General features: G+C 44.1%; 19 protein-coding genes. 8 read left to right on the top strand and 11 right to left on the bottom strand.

Going from position 1 to position 19,116, the window contains the following annotated elements; all coding sequences use genetic code 11:
• Positions 1–42 precede the first annotated feature (42 nt).
• Both PN470_RS06410 and PN470_RS06415 read right to left on the bottom strand, forming a co-directional pair.
• Positions 43–1,224: a serine hydrolase gene (locus PN470_RS06410; RefSeq protein ID WP_103111265.1), complete on the bottom strand. Its 1,182-nt coding sequence runs from the start codon at positions 1,222–1,224 to the stop codon at positions 43–45.
• A gap of 27 nt (positions 1,225–1,251) precedes the next feature.
• The gene (locus tag PN470_RS06415) at positions 1,252–2,052 is read right to left on the bottom strand and encodes an RNA methyltransferase (protein WP_130756792.1); all 801 of its coding nucleotides are present in this window, start codon (positions 2,050–2,052) and stop codon (positions 1,252–1,254) included.
• A 36-nt stretch (positions 2,053–2,088) separates the two neighbouring features.
• Here PN470_RS06415 and PN470_RS06420 point away from each other — a divergent pair, with 36 nt between their 5' ends.
• The 4 genes from PN470_RS06420 (at position 2,089) to PN470_RS06435 (ending at position 5,681) form a co-directional block, all read left to right on the top strand.
• On the top strand, positions 2,089–2,244 hold the full coding sequence (locus tag PN470_RS06420) for a DUF2256 domain-containing protein (protein ID WP_002777610.1): 156 nt from the start codon (positions 2,089–2,091) through the stop codon (positions 2,242–2,244).
• A gap of 169 nt (positions 2,245–2,413) precedes the next feature.
• A complete protein-coding gene (locus tag PN470_RS06425) occupies positions 2,414–3,562 on the top strand; it encodes a glycosyltransferase family 4 protein (protein WP_271935187.1) in 1,149 nt (382 codons plus the stop codon).
• Between the two features lie 9 nt (positions 3,563–3,571).
• The gene (locus PN470_RS06430) at positions 3,572–4,906 is read left to right on the top strand and encodes a TrkH family potassium uptake protein (protein WP_103111267.1); all 1,335 of its coding nucleotides are present in this window, start codon (positions 3,572–3,574) and stop codon (positions 4,904–4,906) included.
• A gap of 85 nt (positions 4,907–4,991) precedes the next feature.
• A complete protein-coding gene (locus PN470_RS06435) occupies positions 4,992–5,681 on the top strand; it encodes a potassium channel family protein (protein ID WP_002732601.1) in 690 nt (229 codons plus the stop codon).
• A 125-nt stretch (positions 5,682–5,806) separates the two neighbouring features.
• Here PN470_RS06435 and PN470_RS06440 read toward each other — a convergent pair whose 3' ends face one another.
• From PN470_RS06440 to pirA, 6 genes are all read right to left on the bottom strand, one after another.
• Positions 5,807–7,405 (bottom strand): SpoIID/LytB domain-containing protein, encoded by a 1,599-nt coding sequence (locus PN470_RS06440; protein WP_272104102.1) that lies wholly within the window; start codon positions 7,403–7,405, stop codon positions 5,807–5,809.
• Positions 7,406–7,546: 141 nt separating this feature from the next.
• Complete coding sequence (locus PN470_RS06445) at positions 7,547–8,596, bottom strand: hypothetical protein (protein ID WP_002734161.1); 1,050 nt, start codon at positions 8,594–8,596, stop codon at positions 7,547–7,549.
• 124 nt (positions 8,597–8,720) lie between these two features.
• The gene (locus PN470_RS06450; RefSeq protein WP_272104105.1) at positions 8,721–10,763 is read right to left on the bottom strand and encodes a PP2C family protein-serine/threonine phosphatase; all 2,043 of its coding nucleotides are present in this window, start codon (positions 10,761–10,763) and stop codon (positions 8,721–8,723) included.
• Positions 10,764–11,012: 249 nt separating this feature from the next.
• Positions 11,013–11,468: a GNAT family N-acetyltransferase gene (locus PN470_RS06455; protein WP_002732819.1), complete on the bottom strand. Its 456-nt coding sequence runs from the start codon at positions 11,466–11,468 to the stop codon at positions 11,013–11,015.
• Positions 11,461–11,625, bottom strand: a complete 165-nt coding sequence (locus PN470_RS06460) for a hypothetical protein (protein WP_002732944.1) — start codon at positions 11,623–11,625, stop codon at positions 11,461–11,463. The genes PN470_RS06455 and PN470_RS06460 overlap by 8 nt, the downstream gene beginning before the upstream one ends.
• Positions 11,626–11,774: 149 nt before the next feature.
• Entirely contained in the window at positions 11,775–11,936 is a 162-nt protein-coding gene (gene pirA, locus PN470_RS06465; RefSeq protein WP_002733724.1) for an arginine synthesis PII-interacting regulator PirA, read from the bottom strand.
• 134 nt (positions 11,937–12,070) lie between these two features.
• Between pirA and PN470_RS06470 the strand changes: the two genes are divergently transcribed.
• On the top strand, positions 12,071–12,868 hold the full coding sequence (locus tag PN470_RS06470; RefSeq protein ID WP_002750510.1) for an SAM hydrolase/SAM-dependent halogenase family protein: 798 nt from the start codon (positions 12,071–12,073) through the stop codon (positions 12,866–12,868).
• A 47-nt stretch (positions 12,869–12,915) separates the two neighbouring features.
• On the opposite strand, the gene nadC is transcribed toward PN470_RS06470, so the two are convergent.
• Both nadC and PN470_RS06480 read right to left on the bottom strand, forming a co-directional pair.
• Positions 12,916–13,764: a carboxylating nicotinate-nucleotide diphosphorylase gene (gene nadC, locus PN470_RS06475; protein WP_002731530.1), complete on the bottom strand. Its 849-nt coding sequence runs from the start codon at positions 13,762–13,764 to the stop codon at positions 12,916–12,918.
• Between the two features lie 71 nt (positions 13,765–13,835).
• Positions 13,836–14,402, bottom strand: a complete 567-nt coding sequence (locus PN470_RS06480) for a Uma2 family endonuclease (protein ID WP_272104107.1) — start codon at positions 14,400–14,402, stop codon at positions 13,836–13,838.
• Between the two features lie 161 nt (positions 14,403–14,563).
• Between PN470_RS06480 and PN470_RS06485 the strand changes: the two genes are divergently transcribed.
• The 3 genes from PN470_RS06485 to PN470_RS06495 all read left to right on the top strand — a co-directional run bounded on the left by PN470_RS06485 (position 14,564) and on the right by PN470_RS06495 (position 16,620).
• Entirely contained in the window at positions 14,564–15,031 is a 468-nt protein-coding gene (locus PN470_RS06485; RefSeq protein WP_002750505.1) for a CBS domain-containing protein, read from the top strand.
• A 42-nt stretch (positions 15,032–15,073) separates the two neighbouring features.
• Positions 15,074–15,364 carry a hemolysin XhlA family protein gene (locus PN470_RS06490; protein WP_272104109.1) on the top strand — a complete coding sequence of 97 codons (291 nt, stop codon included), beginning with the start codon at positions 15,074–15,076 and terminating at the stop codon, positions 15,362–15,364.
• Positions 15,365–15,573: 209 nt separating this feature from the next.
• Complete coding sequence (locus tag PN470_RS06495; RefSeq protein ID WP_272104111.1) at positions 15,574–16,620, top strand: S66 peptidase family protein; 1,047 nt, start codon at positions 15,574–15,576, stop codon at positions 16,618–16,620.
• 327 nt (positions 16,621–16,947) lie between these two features.
• Here PN470_RS06495 and PN470_RS06505 read toward each other — a convergent pair whose 3' ends face one another.
• Complete coding sequence (locus tag PN470_RS06505; RefSeq protein ID WP_103111272.1) at positions 16,948–19,053, bottom strand: secretin N-terminal domain-containing protein; 2,106 nt, start codon at positions 19,051–19,053, stop codon at positions 16,948–16,950.
• Positions 19,054–19,116 lie beyond the last annotated feature (63 nt).

Below are 19,116 nucleotides of genomic sequence, written 5' to 3' on the forward strand. Positions count from 1 at the left end.
ACCCCACACCCTACCCCCACGAAAAACTTTTTGCCGCAAACCCTAATTACCCGGACTAGGAATAACGACTGGACTAGGAGAGGGAGAAGACTGGGCGACTGGTTGCGGTTTGGCTGCGGGTTGAGTTTGATACCATTTAAAGTGTTGGTAGGCCGTGCGCGATATTTGTTGAATCAGAGTCCTAGCGTTACTATCATTGTGGGGACGTTTGACCATCACTGCTCCTAGATAGCGTTTCCCGTTGGGCATATCAATAATCCCCGCATCCGCTAACATTGAGCCAATATCACCGGTTTTATGGGCAATATCGGCGGATTTCTCGATACCTTGGGGCAGCAGGGTGCGAGTGCGCGTTTCCTGCATAATATTCAATAGACGATCTCGGGAACGTAAACTAAGTAATTCCCCTTGATTAACTTTTCCTAAGATTGTCACCAAATCTCTCGGACTTGTGGTATTAGTTCCTTCCAAGTCTGGTAAAGGGTTATTAATTACCGTACTGGTCAAACCCCAAGCTTGAAAACGCTGATTAAGAGCCTTTTTGCCGCCCATGCGCTTAATTAACATATTAGTAGCGGTATTATCGCTAATTACGTTCATTTTAGTGGCGGTTTCTAGGGCAGTATAGGTTTTATTCAATCCTAGATACTGCATATCCCCAGACCCACTGGCCAGGACATCCTTAGTGGCCACAAGGGTTTCATCGAGACGAATTTTCCCCGCGTCCACATCCTCAAAAAAGGCCACCAGAATCGGGATTTTAATCGTACTAGCGGCAGCAAAAATAGTATCTCCGCGAAAATTAGCGTAAGCACCGTTATCAAGGTCAATAAATAATGCTCCCGTCTGTAATTTCGGATATTTGACCGCTAAAGCCTGTAATTTCTGGTTAAGGCTGCTGAGATTTTCGTTTAAGACTAAGGTGGTCGGTTTTGGGGTGACGAGTTTGAGAGTCGGGGAATTAGTAGCGGTGGGTTTTGGGTGTAGGGGTAATTTGCTCGGATCCACCACCGTTAAAACCGTACCAGCGATCGCACCTAAACCGACACCAAGGATAGAGAAGCGAAGAACCTGAAGGAGAAAAGAAGCGATTAGGTTGGGTTTACGCTGTTTTTTTGTCCTTTTAACCGGTACAGGCTTTTTGTTATTGTTTAAGTCCATGGGCCTAGGGGACTCCGGGCCAGATTGAACTTTACTAGGACGACGAGTTACTTGACGAGTCACGGTTTTCCTCAAGGGTATCCAGATTTATTATCGGTCGCTAGGAGAATTTTTTTTCTTGCCCTTGAGACTATCAAGACCGAGAAAAAGTTGCCCGATACTTTCAATATGACCGATAATACCCCGCAGCAGGGCTAATTCCTCCACCGTGGGCCGGGCCCGATGATAAAATTGCCGGAATTTCTCCATCCTAGCGGCGGCGGTGTGGGGGTAAAGATAGCCAATTTTGAGCAAAAAGCTCTCTAAGTGCTGATAATAGCCTTCTAGAGCCTCAAAAGTGGCATTAGGGAGCATTTCTAACGGGGGTTCGAGCCTATTTTCCGTCGCCATTTGGTACAGTTCGTAGGAGCAAACCGCCACCGCTTGGGCCAGATTAAGGGAGGAATATTGAGGATTAGCGGGAATACCGACAAAACGCTGGGCGTGGTTCAGTTCGCTGTTACTTAAACCCCGGTCTTCTGGCCCGAAAATTAGGGCCGATTCTAGGTTAGGGGTGAGTAACCAGGGTAAGGCGGTCCGGGGTGTTTCGAGGGGAGTATTCAGGTGACGGGGTTTCGAGGTGGTGGCAATGATGCGATGACAACCCTGCAAAGCTTCCAGAAGGGTGGCTACCTGTGAACAGTTTTCTAGGACTTCAATTCCGTGTACTGCCATGCGTCGCGCTTCTTCTGCAAGGATATCACAGGCGGGATTGACGATAATTAAGCGACTTAAGCCCATATTCCGCATAATTCTGGCAGTGGAACCCACATTTAAGGCTCCTGCAGGTTCAACTAAAATAATTCTCAGGCGATCGAGTGGGGAACTCGGATTATTTTCATCTACACTCATAGATAAGGCGCAGTTTTTGACTTTTTAATTTTAATCATGGCACGTCAGCTCTCGAAGTCCGATCTTCCCAGTAAAATTTGTCCCGTTTGCGGTTTATCCTTTACTTGGCGCAAAAAGTGGCAAAACTGTTGGCATGAGGTCAAATACTGTTCAGAACGCTGTCGTCGTCGCAAGTCCTCGGTGAATCAGTAAAAAGCCGAGAATTTTAACTATCAAATAGGCACTCTTGCAAAAGGCAATTTTTAGCTGAGGACTTAGATGGGTAATTAATTTTGCTTAGGTACTCTATTCGCTTTTAATTTTACGGTTAATTTAGTAAGCTGATATTTGGCTAAATTAACTTTTTCTTAAGAGAATCTCAATGCACATTGCCTGGTTAGGAAAAAAATCTCCTTTTTGCGGTAACGTTACCTATGGGCGAGAAGTGACTAATTCCCTGCTCGATCGAGATTATCAAGTCAGTTTTCTGCATTTTTCTTCCGAAAAACCCACCGTAAGCGATTGGCCCGACTTTTACGACGAAATCACCCTGCCACGTCTCTATAGTTCCCAAGTCTATACTATTCCCACCCTGAAATCGAGTCGGGTTCTACAGGATAAACTCAGGGAACTGAAACCCGATCTAGTTCATGCGTCCTTACCCCTGTCTCCCCTCGATTTTCTGCTACCGGAAATTTGTGAGTCTTTAGATTTGCCTCTGGTGGCGACTTTTCACCCGGCTTTTGATAGTAAAATTCGCAATCTCATCTCTAGTACCCAATTATTAACCTACCAACTACACGCCCCTTTTTTAGCTAATTACGATAAGGTAATTATTTTTTCCACCTCTCAACGGGATTTTTTAGTTAAATTGGGAGTTCCCGAAGAAAAATTAGCAATTATTCCCAATGGGGTTGATATTAATAAGTATTGTCCAGGACCATCGAATATTAAAGCGCAATATAATGCCGATTGTTTATTTATTTATCTCGGTCGGATCATGCCGGAGAAAAATGTAGAATCTTTATTGAAAGCTTGGAAAAAAACCAATTTAGGGGGTAGATGCAAACTGCTCATTGTTGGCGATGGTCCGTTGACTCCTTCCCTTAAACCTTTTTATGGGGAAGAAGATGGTATTATCTGGTTAGGTTTTATCGGCGATGAAAATAAACGAATTGAAATTCTGCGCGGGGTTGACGGCTTTATTTTACCCTCTTTAGTGGAAGGTTTATCGATTTCCCTTTTGGAAGCGATGGCCTGCGGTGTTGCTTGTCTGGCTACGGATGTGGGTGCCGATGGGGAAGTGTTAAAAGGTGCGGGAATAGTTCTAGATACTAGAGGACTAATTACCCAATTAAAAACTCTCTTGCCTGTATTACGAGATCATCCCGAATTAACCACAATTTTAGGTCAAAAAGCCCGTCAAAGAGTTTTAGACTCTTACACTCTTAGCAAAAATATCGATCGCTTACAGTTAGTTTATCAAGAAGTGTTAGCCCAAAAACATTCTTCTCTTAGCTACTTTCACTAAGGAATTTATATGACGATTGCCCGGACAATTTGCTTGGGATTTATGGCGGTAATTTTAGCGGGAACTTCCCTGTTAATGTTGCCTGTTTCTACCACTAGCGGCACTTGGAATGATCCAATTGTTGCCCTCTTTACCTCCACTTCTGCTGTCTGTGTCACGGGTTTAGCAGTGGTAGATACGGGTACTTATTTTTCTTTTTGGGGTCAATTATTTATCGCTTTATTAATTCAAGTGGGTGGACTGGGATATATGACCACTACCACTTTTTTAATGTTATTAATTGGGCGAAAATTTGACCTGAGACAGAAGTTAGCAATTCAAGAATCTTTTGATCGACCTTTCCTACAAGGTAGTCAAAGTTTAATGAAATCAGTGATTGCTACTACTTTAGTTTTTGAGTTAACAGCAACTTTTGTTATGTTAACTGTCTTCGCCCAAAAGTATGATTTTAGATATGCAGTGTGGTTATCTTTATTTCATAGTATTAGTGCTTGGAATAATGCGGGTTTTGGCTTGTTTAAAGATAACTTGATGTCCTATCATTCTTCAATTATTATTAACTTATCTATCACAGGACTGATCATTTTTGGAGGTATCGGTTATCAGGTAATTATCGAGTTTTACACTTGGTTTATTTACCGCTTTCAATATAAACGAAAAGGCTTTGTTTTTTCTCTTAACTATAAAGTTGCTATCAGCACAACTATATTTTTATTAGTGATAGGAACATTGGCTTTCCTATTTACTGAACAGGGAAATGGTGACACTTTGGCTAATTTATCACTGAAAGATAAATTGCTGGGTGCTTGGTTCCAATCGGTAACATCGAGAACAGCAGGATTTAATACCATTGATATTGGTAAAATTTCCGTAGAAGGTTTATTAATTACCATGGCTTTGATGTTTATAGGAGCCAGTCCTAGCGGTACAGGGGGAGGTATTAAAACCACAACTTTTAGGATTTTATATAACTGTACCCGCTCGGTTTTACGGGGACGTGAAGAAGTGACTCTTTATCAAAGACGCATTCCTATGCCGTTAATTTTAAAGTCAATGGCGGTGGTTTTTGGTTCAGTTATAGCGATTATTATCTCCACCCTAGCTATCTCATTTGTGGAGACAGATTTTAAAATGATTCAACTATTTTTCGAGGTAGTTTCTGCCTTTGGAACTGTCGGCTTATCTATGGGAATAACCGCCGCTTTATCACCGATTTCTAAGTTAATTATCGTTTTTATGATGTATCTTGGACGGGTAGGAGTTATACTTTTAATAGCGGCCATTATCGGCGATCCGAAACCAACAGTTATTAATTACCCCGAAGAAAACCTTTTAGTGGGATAATTAATATCAGTTATCAGTTATCAGTTTCTCTTGTCTCCTCACTCATTGACACTAGCATTTTAAATGCGTAACAGTTTAACTTCTTATGCAATCAATTAAATTTTTTAGTAGTATGCGTCCCCAAAATCGCCAATTTGCCGTCATCGGATTAGGCAGATTTGGGCGAGCCGTTTGTGAAACCCTACGCAAACAAGGTTATCAAGTGGTAGGGACAGATATTGACGAAGGATTAGTAGCACAAGCGTTATCTGATCGAATAGTAGATAATGCGATCGAACTTGATTCTACCAAACCTAACGCTCTGCGAGAAGCGGGAATTTTTGAAACCGATACGGTGATTGTCGCTATTGGTAAATACGTGGAAGAAAGTATCATTACTACTCTCAATTGTAAGGAAGCAGGGGTTAATTTTGTCGCCGCTAAAGCCTCCACAGAAATCCATGGAAAATTACTCAAAAAAGTTGGCGCAGATTTAGTAGTGTTTCCCGAATACGATGCCGGTTGTGAGTTAGCGCACCGTTTAACTAGACCATCAATTTTAGAACGATTTGATCTCGATCCCGAACATAGTATTGTCGAGTTAAAAGTCCCGGAGGCTTTTCACGGTAAAACCCTAGCAGAGTTAGAAATTCGTAATCGTTATGGTTTAAATATTGTCGCTGTCGGTAATGCGGAAAAATTCAAGATTAACCCCAATCCCCAAGAAAGATTACACAAGGATTTAGCCATGGTGGTAATTGGTTCTAACCGAGATATTCAGCGTTTACCGATGTAAATTTTAGTCAAATATTTGCTCTACTTAGTTTCTAATCATCTTTTTAGGTAGGAGAATTGTCAGAGCCTTTCTCTTGCCTTTTGCCTCTTGCCTTCAGAAACTGATAACTGATAACTGATAACTGATTAATTTCCTCGCCAAAAGATAATCGAATTATTGAGAGGTTGGATGGTGGTACCGGGATAATAGAAAGCGAGAATTTGTTCAGGAGACCAACCCAAACGGGCTAAATTATAGGAACCAAATTGACTTAATCCTACCCCGTGGCCGAAACCGCCACCAATAAAGTTATAACCCTGGATCTGTCGATTGGTATCGTAGATAGGATCGATGTAGAATAGGGTACTGCGAGGCGGTCCTAAGGCACTACGCACCTCATTTTTATGCAGTTCCAAAATCCCCTTATCGGTTTGAATAGTCATAGTCAGAATCCGACCGGAAGGAGAGCGTTTAGTCACTTCCATCCATTGGATTTTCTGGAAGTCGGCCAGGGGATGTTTTCGCCGTGTTAGATAGGTTTCTAGGTCTTGACTCAAATCAGCTAAAGAAGCTTGTTTTTGCCAGCGAAAAACCCGTCGGCCTGTCTCATTAAAACCATCTTTAAGATTAATAAACTGGCGAAAAGTTGTCTCATTAGCGAGGGATTGTTTCGACAGATCCCAGACTCGATTAGGGGAGTCCACCACTGCCCGGAGATAAGGTCTTTCTTCCCCATCCCACACATCACTAAAGAGGGCAGTTACCCCGCCGGTGGTGGAGGAATAAAGGGCATCCACTAACTCATTTTGGTAGGTTAAAACCAGGCCTTGGGTAGCTGCGATCGCTTGATCAGCCCGGGGATTAGTTCCCGTCAATCCATAATAAACTTGACAATGGGTATCGGCACAGAGTTCGTAATTATCGGCTTGAAAACGGCGGAGATTGCGGAGGGCGTAGGTACGGGCGATAATAGTTTGCGCTTGGGTGGCACTTTCTGGGGCATCATGACCGATTTCGTGGGGGACAACCCCACGCAGGTAGGTTTCAAGGGGAACGTTATTAACTAGGGTAAAAGTGCCGTAGGCGTTGGGCTGTAGGCGCATAGTCCCACCGTACAAACGTACCTGATCGGGGCTATGGCTGACTTGAATCAGGTTTTTTTGGCTCTCGATTTCCAATTCTTTGGGAAAATAGCGCACCCCGTTGATTTGGAAAGAAACTTGCGGCTTTTCTTTGAGTAAAACACTATTAATATAGGGTTGATTGTAGCCTTTGGCTTGCAAACTGGTCAGCAACCAATGTCGCACTAGGGGATTTTCATAAACTTCTCGCTTTGCCCAAACCTGCCAGCGTCCGGGTTGGGTGATTTCCACTTTAATGCCCATTTTTGCCCAATTTTTGGCGCTATTTTCGGCGGTTTCAAAGGTGGCGTGGTCGCTTAAAATGACTTTTTCTTGGAGGATGGGAGAAGCAAGGGGACGGGGAATAACTTCTAATTGTAGGCGATTGGTTTGCAGGGTTTGGGATTGGCCATCTTCTCCTACCACGCGCAGGGTGAGATTATCACCACTGGTACTGCTCAGGGTTAATTTTTCCTTGGCTTCATCGCCAAAACGTTGGACAATGCCCACTCTCAGAAGTACATCCTTGGCCATAGCGGCAGGAATTAGGGTTAAACTGAGCAAGATCGCCGCAGTTATGGAACCGATGCTAATTATTGGTTTTTTTTCCTTGATTTTTAGCATAAAGTCAAGTATCTGTTAATAAGTTTTCATAAAATTTGAGGATATTCAGAGATTATAGCAGCAAGCCGTTGGGGAAATGGGGAAATGGGGAAATGGGGAATTTCAGCTAAAACCCTAAAACCCCAATACTCAACAAAGCATCTAACTTCCCCCATCGCTGATAATGCGTAAACGTACCGTTTTTTGCCCACCCTCATCCAGTTCTACTTCGATCACTTCACTGGTTAAACTTTCTAAACAGGTTAACATCGATCGCAGATGGGGATTACTTGCTCCTGTATCCACATAGAGGCGATCGGACAAACTACCCAAACGTTTCCAAGTAGTATAAAGTTTAGCCACAGCCTGCTCTAATTGTGTGGCTTGTTTAACCAGATCCGCCGCCGTATTTAGACAATCGACGCGCAAAGCTTCTTCTAGAGCCATTTCAATATCTAAATTACCCCGTCGGAGAGTTTGTACTTGGGCCGCCGCGTCGAGATATTTAGCTAAACTGCGTGCTTCCGAGGTGATTAATTTTACCGTGTCCACATCGGGATTAGCGGCGATTTCTTGACGGAGAGTGTCGATATGAGTATCGGGTAACTTTTCTAATTCTTTCACTAGGGGAGCGAGATGACGCGCCGGTAAACTGCCATCGCTGGCTTTTTCCTTCACTTCATCGGGTAGTAAGTCTGAACTCATCGCCGTCCATTCATCGGCCAATTGTTTCACCTCCCGACGAGTAATTCTCTCCCCTTGTCGGGCTGCATCACTGACTAATTTTTGAATTTCGGGGGCGGATTTGGCCGTTTCTACGAAGGCCCGTTTACTAAAATTATTGATACTATCGGGATCCAGTTGTCCTTCTGCGAGGAGAGTATCGGCACTATTAGCCAATTGAATCAGAGCATAAGCTTGACTTTTAGTGATTTCTCGCTGTTTTAACCAGTTTAAAAAGCCTGTACCGCGACTATCACCGCCTTGCTTCTCCCGGTCGCGAATAGCTCGCAAAATTCGCCCCCGCCAGATTTCTGTTTGCAAATCAAAGCGATCGCAAACTTTCCAAAAAGAATCCAGTTGCTGCTGAAAGTCATGATCTTGGATAGTTTCATCTTCGGGATCCGGCAGTTGAAAGTTAAACTCTAGAGGCGTTTCAAAGGCATCAATGATCGCGGAGGTGTCGGAGGAGAACGTCGCAGCATCAACCATAGGATAGACTCGGCAGTTAATCAGGCATTTTATCTTAACTCGCTCAGGCAACCCCCGACAAGCCGATTAATCTTCAGGTAAAACCCCACACCCTGTTCCCACGAACAACTTTTTGCCGCAAACCCTAGTTAGGGGAAGCATTGGGGGGACTCGGACTGGTGACGGGTGCGGGAGGTGTCGTCCCGGTCGTGGGACTCGGACTGGTGACGGGTGCGGAAGGTGTCGTCCCTGGATTGGTATCGGTGACGGGTGCGGAAGGTGTCGTCCCGGTCGTGGGACTGGTGACGGGTGGGGGAGAAATCGATGGATTGGGAGCGGGATGACGACCCAAGAATTGCCAAGCGATCGCAGCCAGCAAACCGAGAACACCGATAGCGATCGCTGCCATCGGGGGTGAAACGCTAGTGAGCGCGGGGGGAAAAGTACGACTAGAAACCGAAGAAGATGCAGGGGAGGGAGTGGGTATTGCCGTTACCACTTCTTCTCCGGGGTCGGTGTCCCCGTTGTGATCAAAATCTTGGTCATTAAGATGGGGAATAATTCGTTCTTTGGCCTCAGCATAAACTAAAGGCCTGACAGTTTCAGCCGCAGGAACTACCCGACAATAAACTAGGGCGATGGTGGAGTTATCGTGACCGTTTTTCTGGTTAGCTAGTTGTAATAAACTTTCCCCCACGGCCGTCACGGTTTTCTCTCCTCGCAAAAGAGGCAGAATTTCACTGTCCCAGTATTGTTCTACCCGATCATAATCACTTAAACCATCGGAACAGAGGAGAAAAACACAATCTTGATCAACAATCAACCTCTGAACAGTGGGATGGAGATTAGTGGCGCTACTCATGCCCAAAGCTTGCACCAAAGCCCCGGCGTTGGGATACTGTATGGCATCACGATAGAGGAGATAGCCTAATTTCACTTCCCGAGAAGCGAGATCATCATCTACCGTCACTTGATGACAACCCTGGGGGGTAATCCAATAGATACGGGAATCCCCCACATGGGCAACGTACATTTCCTGAGCATGGCCAAAGGCCATAACTAGAGTCGTACCCATGCGCCGGCGGTCTTGTCTTGACTCCTGATCGTTGCGTTGACTGATCAGATCATTGGTGACACGAATCGCCTGTTCGAGGACAAGACTGTAACTATCGGGATAGACTTCCATATCAGTGGTGGGACTGGGATTAATTTCCCTAGGCAGGGTTTCGATCGCCAATTGAGAAGCGATTTCGCCCCCTTCCTGACCGCCGATGCCATCACAGACAATCGCCAGGGGATTTTGACCATTAGACAGGGTTATGGCCTGATTAGCTGGGGGATAACAGCCATCCTCGTTGTGTTCCCGCATCGGACCGGTATCGGTGCAGGTGAAAATCTCATAGCTGCGCTCTTGACCTGCACCGTAGTGCTGTAGGGCATAATCGAGAATAGCGATCAGGGATTCTGGGCGATCGAGATCACCGGATTCTAGTTCTTGGGTTAGGGATGCGAGAAAATCTTGAATATTAGCGGCTGCCGTCGGGATCAGACTGGACCAGAAGGCCCCTAAATCTTTGAAATTGGGAGCGGTAGCCTCGTCTTTGCTTAATTCTAGCAATTGCAGCAGCTGATTATTCACTCTCGTCAGAAAAGGGTTAAGCAGACTAGAAACCACAGCTTTTTTCTGGAGGGGATGCCAGAGTTTAGCCATTTGCCATAACCAGTGAATTTGCCTTAAATCGGAAGCTTGCGACCAAACCTCGGCCAGAGTGGGCAATAGTTGTGGATAAATTAATTCTCCGGTTTCATCGAGGGGAATAGTGCCGTATTCTAACAGCCAGATGTCCATTTCTAAGCGTTCGTCGGGACTGGGAATATAGCCATAGACTTGGGGAATATGGAGATGGAATGGTAACAATTTTAGGTAGAGGGAGAGCCAGCTAGGAGGTTCTTCCGGTGCTTGGGGTGCTTGCGCGGGTTTAGTATCAAGAACAATTTGTGGTTGTTTGACCAAATAACGATTATCAATTAGCTCACCAACACGATAATAGGTTCTCACCCAATCACCCATCATCCATAAATAGCGCTTAACTAAAGGAGTACCGCATTTTTCACAGAATCTATTAGTGAGAGCGTTCGAGGATAGACAAGTTAGGTTTTGACATTGGAGGGTTGTCAGGGAGTCCATGAAAACTGCTTACTCCTAAAGCGCGATTAGTATAGGTTACTAAAATAGCGTGTTTTTACCACGTTGACTGCCAGTGTATTGCAGTGTTTCCCAAATTTTAACCTTTGTCGCTTGATCGACAATAATTAGGGTTTGCGGCAAAAAGTTTTTCCTAGGGCCAGGGTGTGGGGTGTGGGGAGAATAAATAAAATAATCTCCTGTCTCCTGTCTCCTGAATCCTGTCTCCTGACGACCAGCTCCTAAAAGTTTCTAAATATTTTTCCACATCAGCAAAGAGCGAGTTTGAAAGCCGAGATTTTGGTAGAGATTGAGAGCATTGTCGTTATTGATGAAGACCTGTAAACCGATGCGGGTTTGTCCGCGACTTTTTGCCCAATCCTTAGCTCGATCGATTAGTGCGCTGGCGATACCTTGGCGACGATGCTGGGGATCGACGTAAATTAGGAAAATATGACCATAGCGATCGCCTGTCACCTGATCGACGGCGCTCCCCATCCAGAGACAAGCGATCGCCGTTTGTTGTCCTTCGACGATCCACAGAGGAGTATCAAGGCAAAAAAACTGTCTGACTGTATCAGCTAGATGGGAGAGGTTTTTTTGTTCGGGAAAAAATTCTTGATAGCTGCGGGTGAGAAAATTAATGAGTAGATAGCGATCGCCCATTTTGCCCAGTCGCAGCCGATAATCTTCGGGAAGGTTAGCCATGCCAAGGATAAGAGAAAATTATGCCCAGGGATGGCTCGATCGGAGCGGGTGCCGCTAAATCTGCCGGCAAAAAAATCCGGATGCCAGTGGCAACCAGAGCCACTAAAAACACTAAGATAGTCAGGAGCGGGGCGATATATTGTCGGAAAAAAGCCATAATTATTTGATCTCTAAACTGCTGTTTCTTCTATTTTAGGGATTGCCAGTTAGGATATCAGCAATTAAAAAAAATTCGCCCAAAAAAAGTGATCGGCATACCGATCACTACAAACCGACAACTAGACTATGACTAAACACCGATTAAATCTAACGAAGGTGCAAATAGGCCGCCTCTGCTTCTAATTGACGCACTAAAGCTTCATTTCCCTGCGCTCTAGCTACTTCCAGTCGGTGTTGCAAATTTCTGCGGAGTGTTTCTCTATGAGCGACGGTGGCCTGTGTTAGGACTTGCTGACGATTTTTGTTCATGATGGACAGACTTTTGAGCGACTTAACTTACCTTATATCTAAATCATAACATTCTCCTTGGAGAACTGTATCTTTAGCTACTGAATTTCCCATTAAGATTTATTAACGCTGTTGGCCAACCTAGGGACAAGTCAATGAAGGAACAGGCACTAATAACCCTTACTAGCGATTTTGGACTACAGGACGGTTATGTGGGCATTATCAAGGGAGTAATCGCAGGAATTGCCCCCCATGCTCGCACGATCGATCTGAATCATCAAATTTCGCCCCAAGACCTTTACGCTGGTCGTTTTATCCTCCTGAATGCCTATCAATATTTTCCCCAAGGCACTATTCATCTGGCAGTTATAGATCCGGGGGTGGGAAGCAAAAGACGCGGGGTAGGGATTCGTTTTGCTGGTGGTTATTTAGTCGGGCCAGATAATGGTTTATTTAGTGGCATTTTAAGCCAATCTCCCGCTATATCTGCCGTTAATCTCAATAATTCTTCCTATTGGCGCACCCCTAACCCTAGCACTACTTTTCACGGTCGTGATATTTTTGCTGCTGTGGCCGCTTATTTGGCCCAGGGAGTACCCCTAGAAATATTAGGTGAGATTATTGATCCCGATAGCTTGCAACAGTTAGCGATCGCTGTTCCGCAAATCGAGGAAGATAAAATGAGGGGACAAATCCAATATATTGACATTTTCGGCAATTTAATCAGTAATATTCCCGATTATCTCCTAGAAGGAAAAAATTGGTCAGTGCAGTTGGGTCCAAAAATTATCCCCACAAAAAACACCTACAGTGATGTTCCTTCGGGGGAAATAGTCGCTTTTATCGGTAGTCACGGGGGGTTAGAAATTGCCGTCAATAGTGGCAGCGCCCAAAAGCAATTACACTTAAATATTGGCGATGCGATCGAGGTTAGAATAGATAGAAGTCAGTGATCAAAACTGATAACTGACAACTGATAACTGATAACTGATATAGCCTTTTAATCAATTTTCATACTAATATCTAACCAAGTAGAACGGGTAACTGGGGCGCTAGTGGAAATATAATCTACTCCTGTTTCGGCCACGTTGCGAATGCGATCGAGGGTAATATTTCCCGATGCTTCTATTTTGGTTTTACTATTAAAATTGCGGATCATCTCCACAGCAGTTTGCATCATCTCTAAATCCATATTATCTAACATAATGATCTCTACCTGCTGCTGTAGGGCTTGATTCACTTCTTCTAATTGACTGGTTTCCACCTCAATTGTGAGAGGATAGGGCATATTTTGCCGTACACGAAGCACTGCTTCCTCAATGCTGCCGGCTGCTTGAATATGATTATCTTTAATCATAATTGCATCATCTAACCCCAAACGATGGTTAATAGCGCCACCGATACCGGAGGCATATTTTTCTAAAATTCGCAATCCGGGGGTAGTTTTGCGAGTATCCACCAATCTTGTCGATAAATCGGCAATTTTCTCCACATATTTGCGAGTTTCACTAGCAATCCCACTCAAGCGCATGGCAAGATTTAAAGCGACTCTTTCCCCGATTAACAGCGCATCGAAGGAACCCTCTATCTCGGCAATAACTTTAGATTTGGGGCAGAATTCCCCCTCGGCAACGGTGGGGGTAAAGTGAATAGTGGGGTTAAGCAGTTGAAAAACTCTTTCAGCTACGGGTAAACCGGCAATAACTCCCGCTTCCTTGGCAATCCAAGTGGCTTGACCGATTTTAGCATGACCGAAGAAAATTGCTTGGGTGGTGCGATCGCCTCTACCGAGATCTTCTCGTAACCAGTTTTCTAACAAGGGATCAAGAACTAATAGGGGCGGTAACATAGAATTTATCGAAACAATCGGGACGTATTTATTTTAATTCTAGGAAGGTTTGACCTGTTTGTAAACTTTCTTTAATCGAAACTTATCCCTTCATAGATTAACTCGATCGCACAGTGAAAATCGAGACTAGATAGAATAATTTCTTCCCCTTGACTATAAGCGCAGTAAAACCAAATTTTATCTTCACCGCGACGATAAACCTCAACACTGATCGATTCAGGATCGACTAAAACGTATTCTTGTAAACTAGGAATCTGACGATAATATTGTAACTTTTTAGTGCGATCATAGTTTCCTGTGCTAGGGGAAAGCACTTCAATAATCACTTGTGGATGTTGAATAAAATTACGAGATTGTCTATCCCTAAAATCGCAACTAATCACCAAATCGGGATAAAAATAACGACTATTATTAGCTTGGACTTTCGCATCAGATACATTGACTCGACAGCCTCGCGGACGGAGATGAAGTCTTAAAGCAGTGTAAAAATTCAAGGTAATATCATTATGGGGCAGACTACCCCCAGTCATGGCGATAATTTTCCCATCAATATATTCATGGCGCAATTCCTGTGTAGCTTCCCATTCTAGATACTCTTCCGGGGTCATTCTTTCTGGGTATTGAGGTTGAGCGATCATTTTTCTTTTTCCTTGTCAACTAACTAAATTAATATCCCATTTCCTTTTTATGTTATACCATTTTCTCAGCCGAAGATTGAAGAATAGTCATAATTAAGCGGCGACTGATTACCCTAATGATAAGATAGAGAGAGAAAGCATTATTATCGCGAGTCCCTAAGATGACGAAAACAGTTGCCGATATCATGACTCCCAATCCCATCACTGTCACCGCTAACACTTCTCTGTCTGAAGCAGTGAAGATTTTGGCCGAAAAGCGGTTTAGTGGTTTACCCGTGGTGGATGACAATATACGACTGATTGGGGTTATCTCCGAAACTGACCTTATGTGGCAGGAAACGGGAGTAGAAGCTCCTCCTTACATTATGCTCCTCGATAGCGTCATCTATCTACAAAATCCTAGCCGTCACGAGAAATTACTCCATAAAGCTCTCGGTCAAACCGTGGGGGAAGTAATGACCGATAAACCTATTAGTATCACGGCTGATCGCCCTTTGAAAGAAGCGGCCTCGTTAATGTATGATCGTCATGTGCGTCGTTTACCGGTGATTGAGGAAGAAACCCACAAAGTAATTGGTATTGTCACTCGCGGCGATATCATTCGCGATATGGCAAAATCGGAAGCATAATGGCTTTTCTAGGGCAACAATTAACTAAAAAGTCTTGAACAAATGAATCAATCTCAGGAAACGGTTACTTATTCCCTAGAAACTATCTTGATGCGGATTGAGGGAAAAATCGATTCGTTACAAAAAGATGTGAGGGATTTAAAGGTAGGACAAGCGGTGTTAACGGGAAAAGTTGAGGGAATAGAAAATCGACTAAACTCATTAGAAGGAAACCAAAAATATCAGGTTTGGACATTAATTGTCCTCTTAGCTGGGGTAATTGTGAAAAAATTTTTTTTCCCTCGATCCCCCCTTAATCCCCCCTTAATAAGGGGGGCTTCTGATAATTTTTAACGCCTACCTACTTAAATTCTTATTTCCCTGGCAATTTCTCGGCTCTTCTAGGTTCTGTGTGATAAGTTTAACTTACATAGTAGGATAGATCGATCTTTGTGTCCTTTGTGTCTTTGTGGTTCGTTTCACCCCCTTGCTAGGAGCAATGTATCTTAGAATACATTTTACCCACCAAATCCAAGAGAGCCATTTCTCTAACAACTATCAGGATGAAGCGCCGTCAATTTCTCACTACTACTGCCCTAACTGCTCTTAGTTTTTCCCTAATTCCTAGAAAAGTTTTTAGCAGTAATTTTCCTCTAATTAAACCGCCACATCTACAACCGGGGGACGGAGTGGGTATTATTAGTCCGGCGGGGGCAACTTTCAAAGAAGATGATTTGAACATAGTTATCGAGGCAGTTAAAGCCCTAAAATTAGTCCCAAAAGTTGGTCAACACGCTTTAAATCGTTATGGTTATTTAGCTGGTAAAGATAGGGAGCGAGCGTCGGATATAAATCAATTTTTTGCTGATGATAATATTGCCCTAATTTTACCAATTCGCGGCGGTTGGGGCAGCGCTCGTTTATTACCTTATCTCGACTACGATTTAATTCGTCGTCATCCGAAAATCATCTGTGGTTTTAGTGATATAACTTCCTTATTATTGGCTATTTATGCCAAAACTGGTTTAGTTACTTTCCATGCTCCCAATGGCTTTTCTAGTTGGCGCACCGCTCAAACTGAAAGCTTTCGACAGGTTTTATTTTCTGGGGAAAAGTTAACTTTTAGAAATCTTCCCGATCCCGATGATGCTAATCGTTTAATGCAGGTAAAAAACCGCATTCAAACTATTACTAAAGGTCAAGCAAAAGGTCAATTAATCGGTGGTAATTTAACCACTTTAGCCTCAATAGTTGGCTCTCCCTATCTACCAGATTTTACTGGTGCTATCCTATTTTTAGAAGATATTGGTGAAGATGTTTATGAAGTTGATCGACTATTCAATCAATTAAAATTAGCGGGAATTTTCGATAATTTAGCTGGATTTATCTTCGGTCAATGTAGCAATTGTAGTGCCAATAGTGAGTATGGTTCCTTAACTTTAGAAGAAGTAATCAGAGAATATATCCAACCCTTAAAAATTCCCGCTTGTCTAGGATTAACTATCGGACATTTAGAAATTATTGAAACTATCCCCATCGGTATTGCAGTAGAATTTGATGCTAATCGGGGAACAATCACTATGTTAGAATCGGCGGTTAGTAAACCCTAAAATAGGTGACTGTTGCTATTCGCTTTTTTAACTGATAAAGGAATATTTAGACCGGCGAATTCGGCTCCATCTTATTATTAGACTAAATCCTTGGCTCTTCTCGACTTTGTGTGATAAGTTTAACTTATATAGTAGCGATCGATCTTTGTGTCCTCTGTGTCTGGAGTGGTTCCTTCCACTCCCTCGCCCGCAAGACTGTATCTTAGAATACATTTTACCCACCAAACCTGGGAGAGCCCCTTTGAGTATAGGCTAGTTATCAGGAGAGGCACTCATGCAAGAGGCAAAAGCTTCAGAAGCTGATTACTGATTACTGAAAAAAGCTGATCACTGTCGTGGTTGTACGGGGAAACCTTGACGCTGCAACACTTCCGCCGCATCTTGGCCCGGTTGATAGTTGATACCGAGGGTAGAGGTGGCCGTATCTTCGATGATTTTGGGAGTGAGGAGAATAATCACCTCACTGCGACTATTAGTATTCTTCCGACTGCGGAATAAAGCCCCTAAAATGGGAATATCGCCTAAAATCGGCACTTTTGTCTCAGAACTTTGTTGTGTTTCTTGGATAATCCCAGAAAGAATTAAACTCTGTCCATCCCGGAGACGAATTAAACCCGATAATAAATCCCGGCTAATCAAAGGAGTCAATTGGTTCCTTGTATTCCCACCGCTATCAAATGGAATCGGGGGACCTGGTTGGGCAATTGTAGGCGCAACATTTAAACTGATGTAACCATTATCATCAATTTGATTCACATCGACGGTTAAGGTCAGTCCAGCATCACCAAACACAGGAGTTGTAGTTCTCTCATTGCCATTGCCATTGGTATCAATTGTTGTTGTAACACTGACCAACACTTTCTGAGTTAGCTTCACGGTGGCCTGTTGACCTTCCTGCACCACCAGCGAGGGATCGGTGAGAATCTTGGCATTTCCTGTCTGAATTGAGGCTTGCAGGGTCATCAGAAATTTTTGGGGATATTGAAATAGGGTCGGGGGTTTGTATTCATACTCTATTATTCCCGTCTCTGGGTCAATATTAACATCACTCAAACCGGGTTGGAAGGGGTTAACAGTGCGACCAAAACTGGGACGAGCATAGGGTGTTGTGCGACCTACAAAGTCATTCGGTCCCTGGTTAACACGGCCAAAGGAAGCGCCATTCTGAACATCAAAAAAAGGTGCTATTTCCAGATCCGCGTTTGTACTCCCCGATATGATATCTAAAATCGGCACAACAGGCTGTGCAAAAGCCCCCGGTCTGCCTACAGTCGAGCTAGTGGGTGGGTTCATATTACCAAAGTTCAGCACTGCCGCCCCTCCATCTTGAACGAAGAAACCATCGTTAAACCCGAAGGAAAAACTACTGCGAAATTCGTCCGTATTGAGCAGATTGACATCGATAACTTTGACGTTAACCACCACCTGACGGCGACGGGCATCCAGTTGGGTTAATAAGGAGGTGGCGATCTGGACTTGTCGGGGTTCCCCGATTAAATTGATAGAATTAAGGCGCTCGTCGGCGGCAATTCTTAAACCGGTTAAAAGTAGGGCGGCTTTTGAGCCTTCTGTGTTTTGGGGTTTCAGTGGCTCTAGGGTGGGAGGAACATCCCGGCGACCGACGACCCGTTGGGTGAGGGGATCGACGATATCCTCGGTTTGGGTAACTAAACGCTGGTATTCTGCCCCTTGGGTGGCGAGGAAAGTGGCGGCGGCGACGGCTTTAACTTGGTTGAGGCGCAGGGTGCGGCTAATCAGATTACGAGCGCCCTGGGGTAATTGCGCCCCGACAAAGATGGTCTTACCCTGACGGTTGGCCTGAAGTCCGGAAACTAACAACACGGCGTTAAAAATGTTTTCCACCGATTCGTTAGTAAATTCCAAGGAAACTGTCTGAGAAGTGGCGTTAGCTTCCCCCTGGGCGCTGGTGAAAACGACGTTATAACCGGCAATGTTAGCAAGGGTCATTAACACTTCTCTAGCGGAAGCTTCCCGCAGTAAAACACGAGGTACGGTGATATTGCGATCAAATTTGATCTTTTCGGCACTAGCATCGATATTAGAGATGGCAATATCTCCCACTGGTGGGGCGACGGCCCGGGGTAGGGTGGGAGCGCCGGGGGCTTGAGGTATGCCTTGAATGATAATTTCCGGATTGGGGACAAGGGGCGCACTTTGGGCAAGTAGTTTTTCACTGTCTAAAATGCGATCGCTGATTTCCTTTTCTACGGCCGCGCTGGAAGGGACAAGCTGATTTAGCGATTTTTGTAAAGTTTCTTGACTAAACTCTTGCGAAAATTCAATTTTTGATGTAGCAGATTTTAACTCTGAACCATGGAAGGAAATGGCGGTTTCGGCCAAGACGCTCAGGGGAGCCATCAATAAAAACGAGGCAATTGGGGGGATAAACAGAGCATAACGGGACGGATTCACTTTAACTTCACTCCTCAACGATTACGGGATTCAACGGACAAAAAACGCAATACTCACACCGGA

Source organism: Microcystis sp. CS-574, from assembly GCF_028329095.1.
Classification (GTDB): Bacteria; Cyanobacteriota; Cyanobacteriia; order Cyanobacteriales; family Microcystaceae; genus Microcystis; species Microcystis ichthyoblabe_A.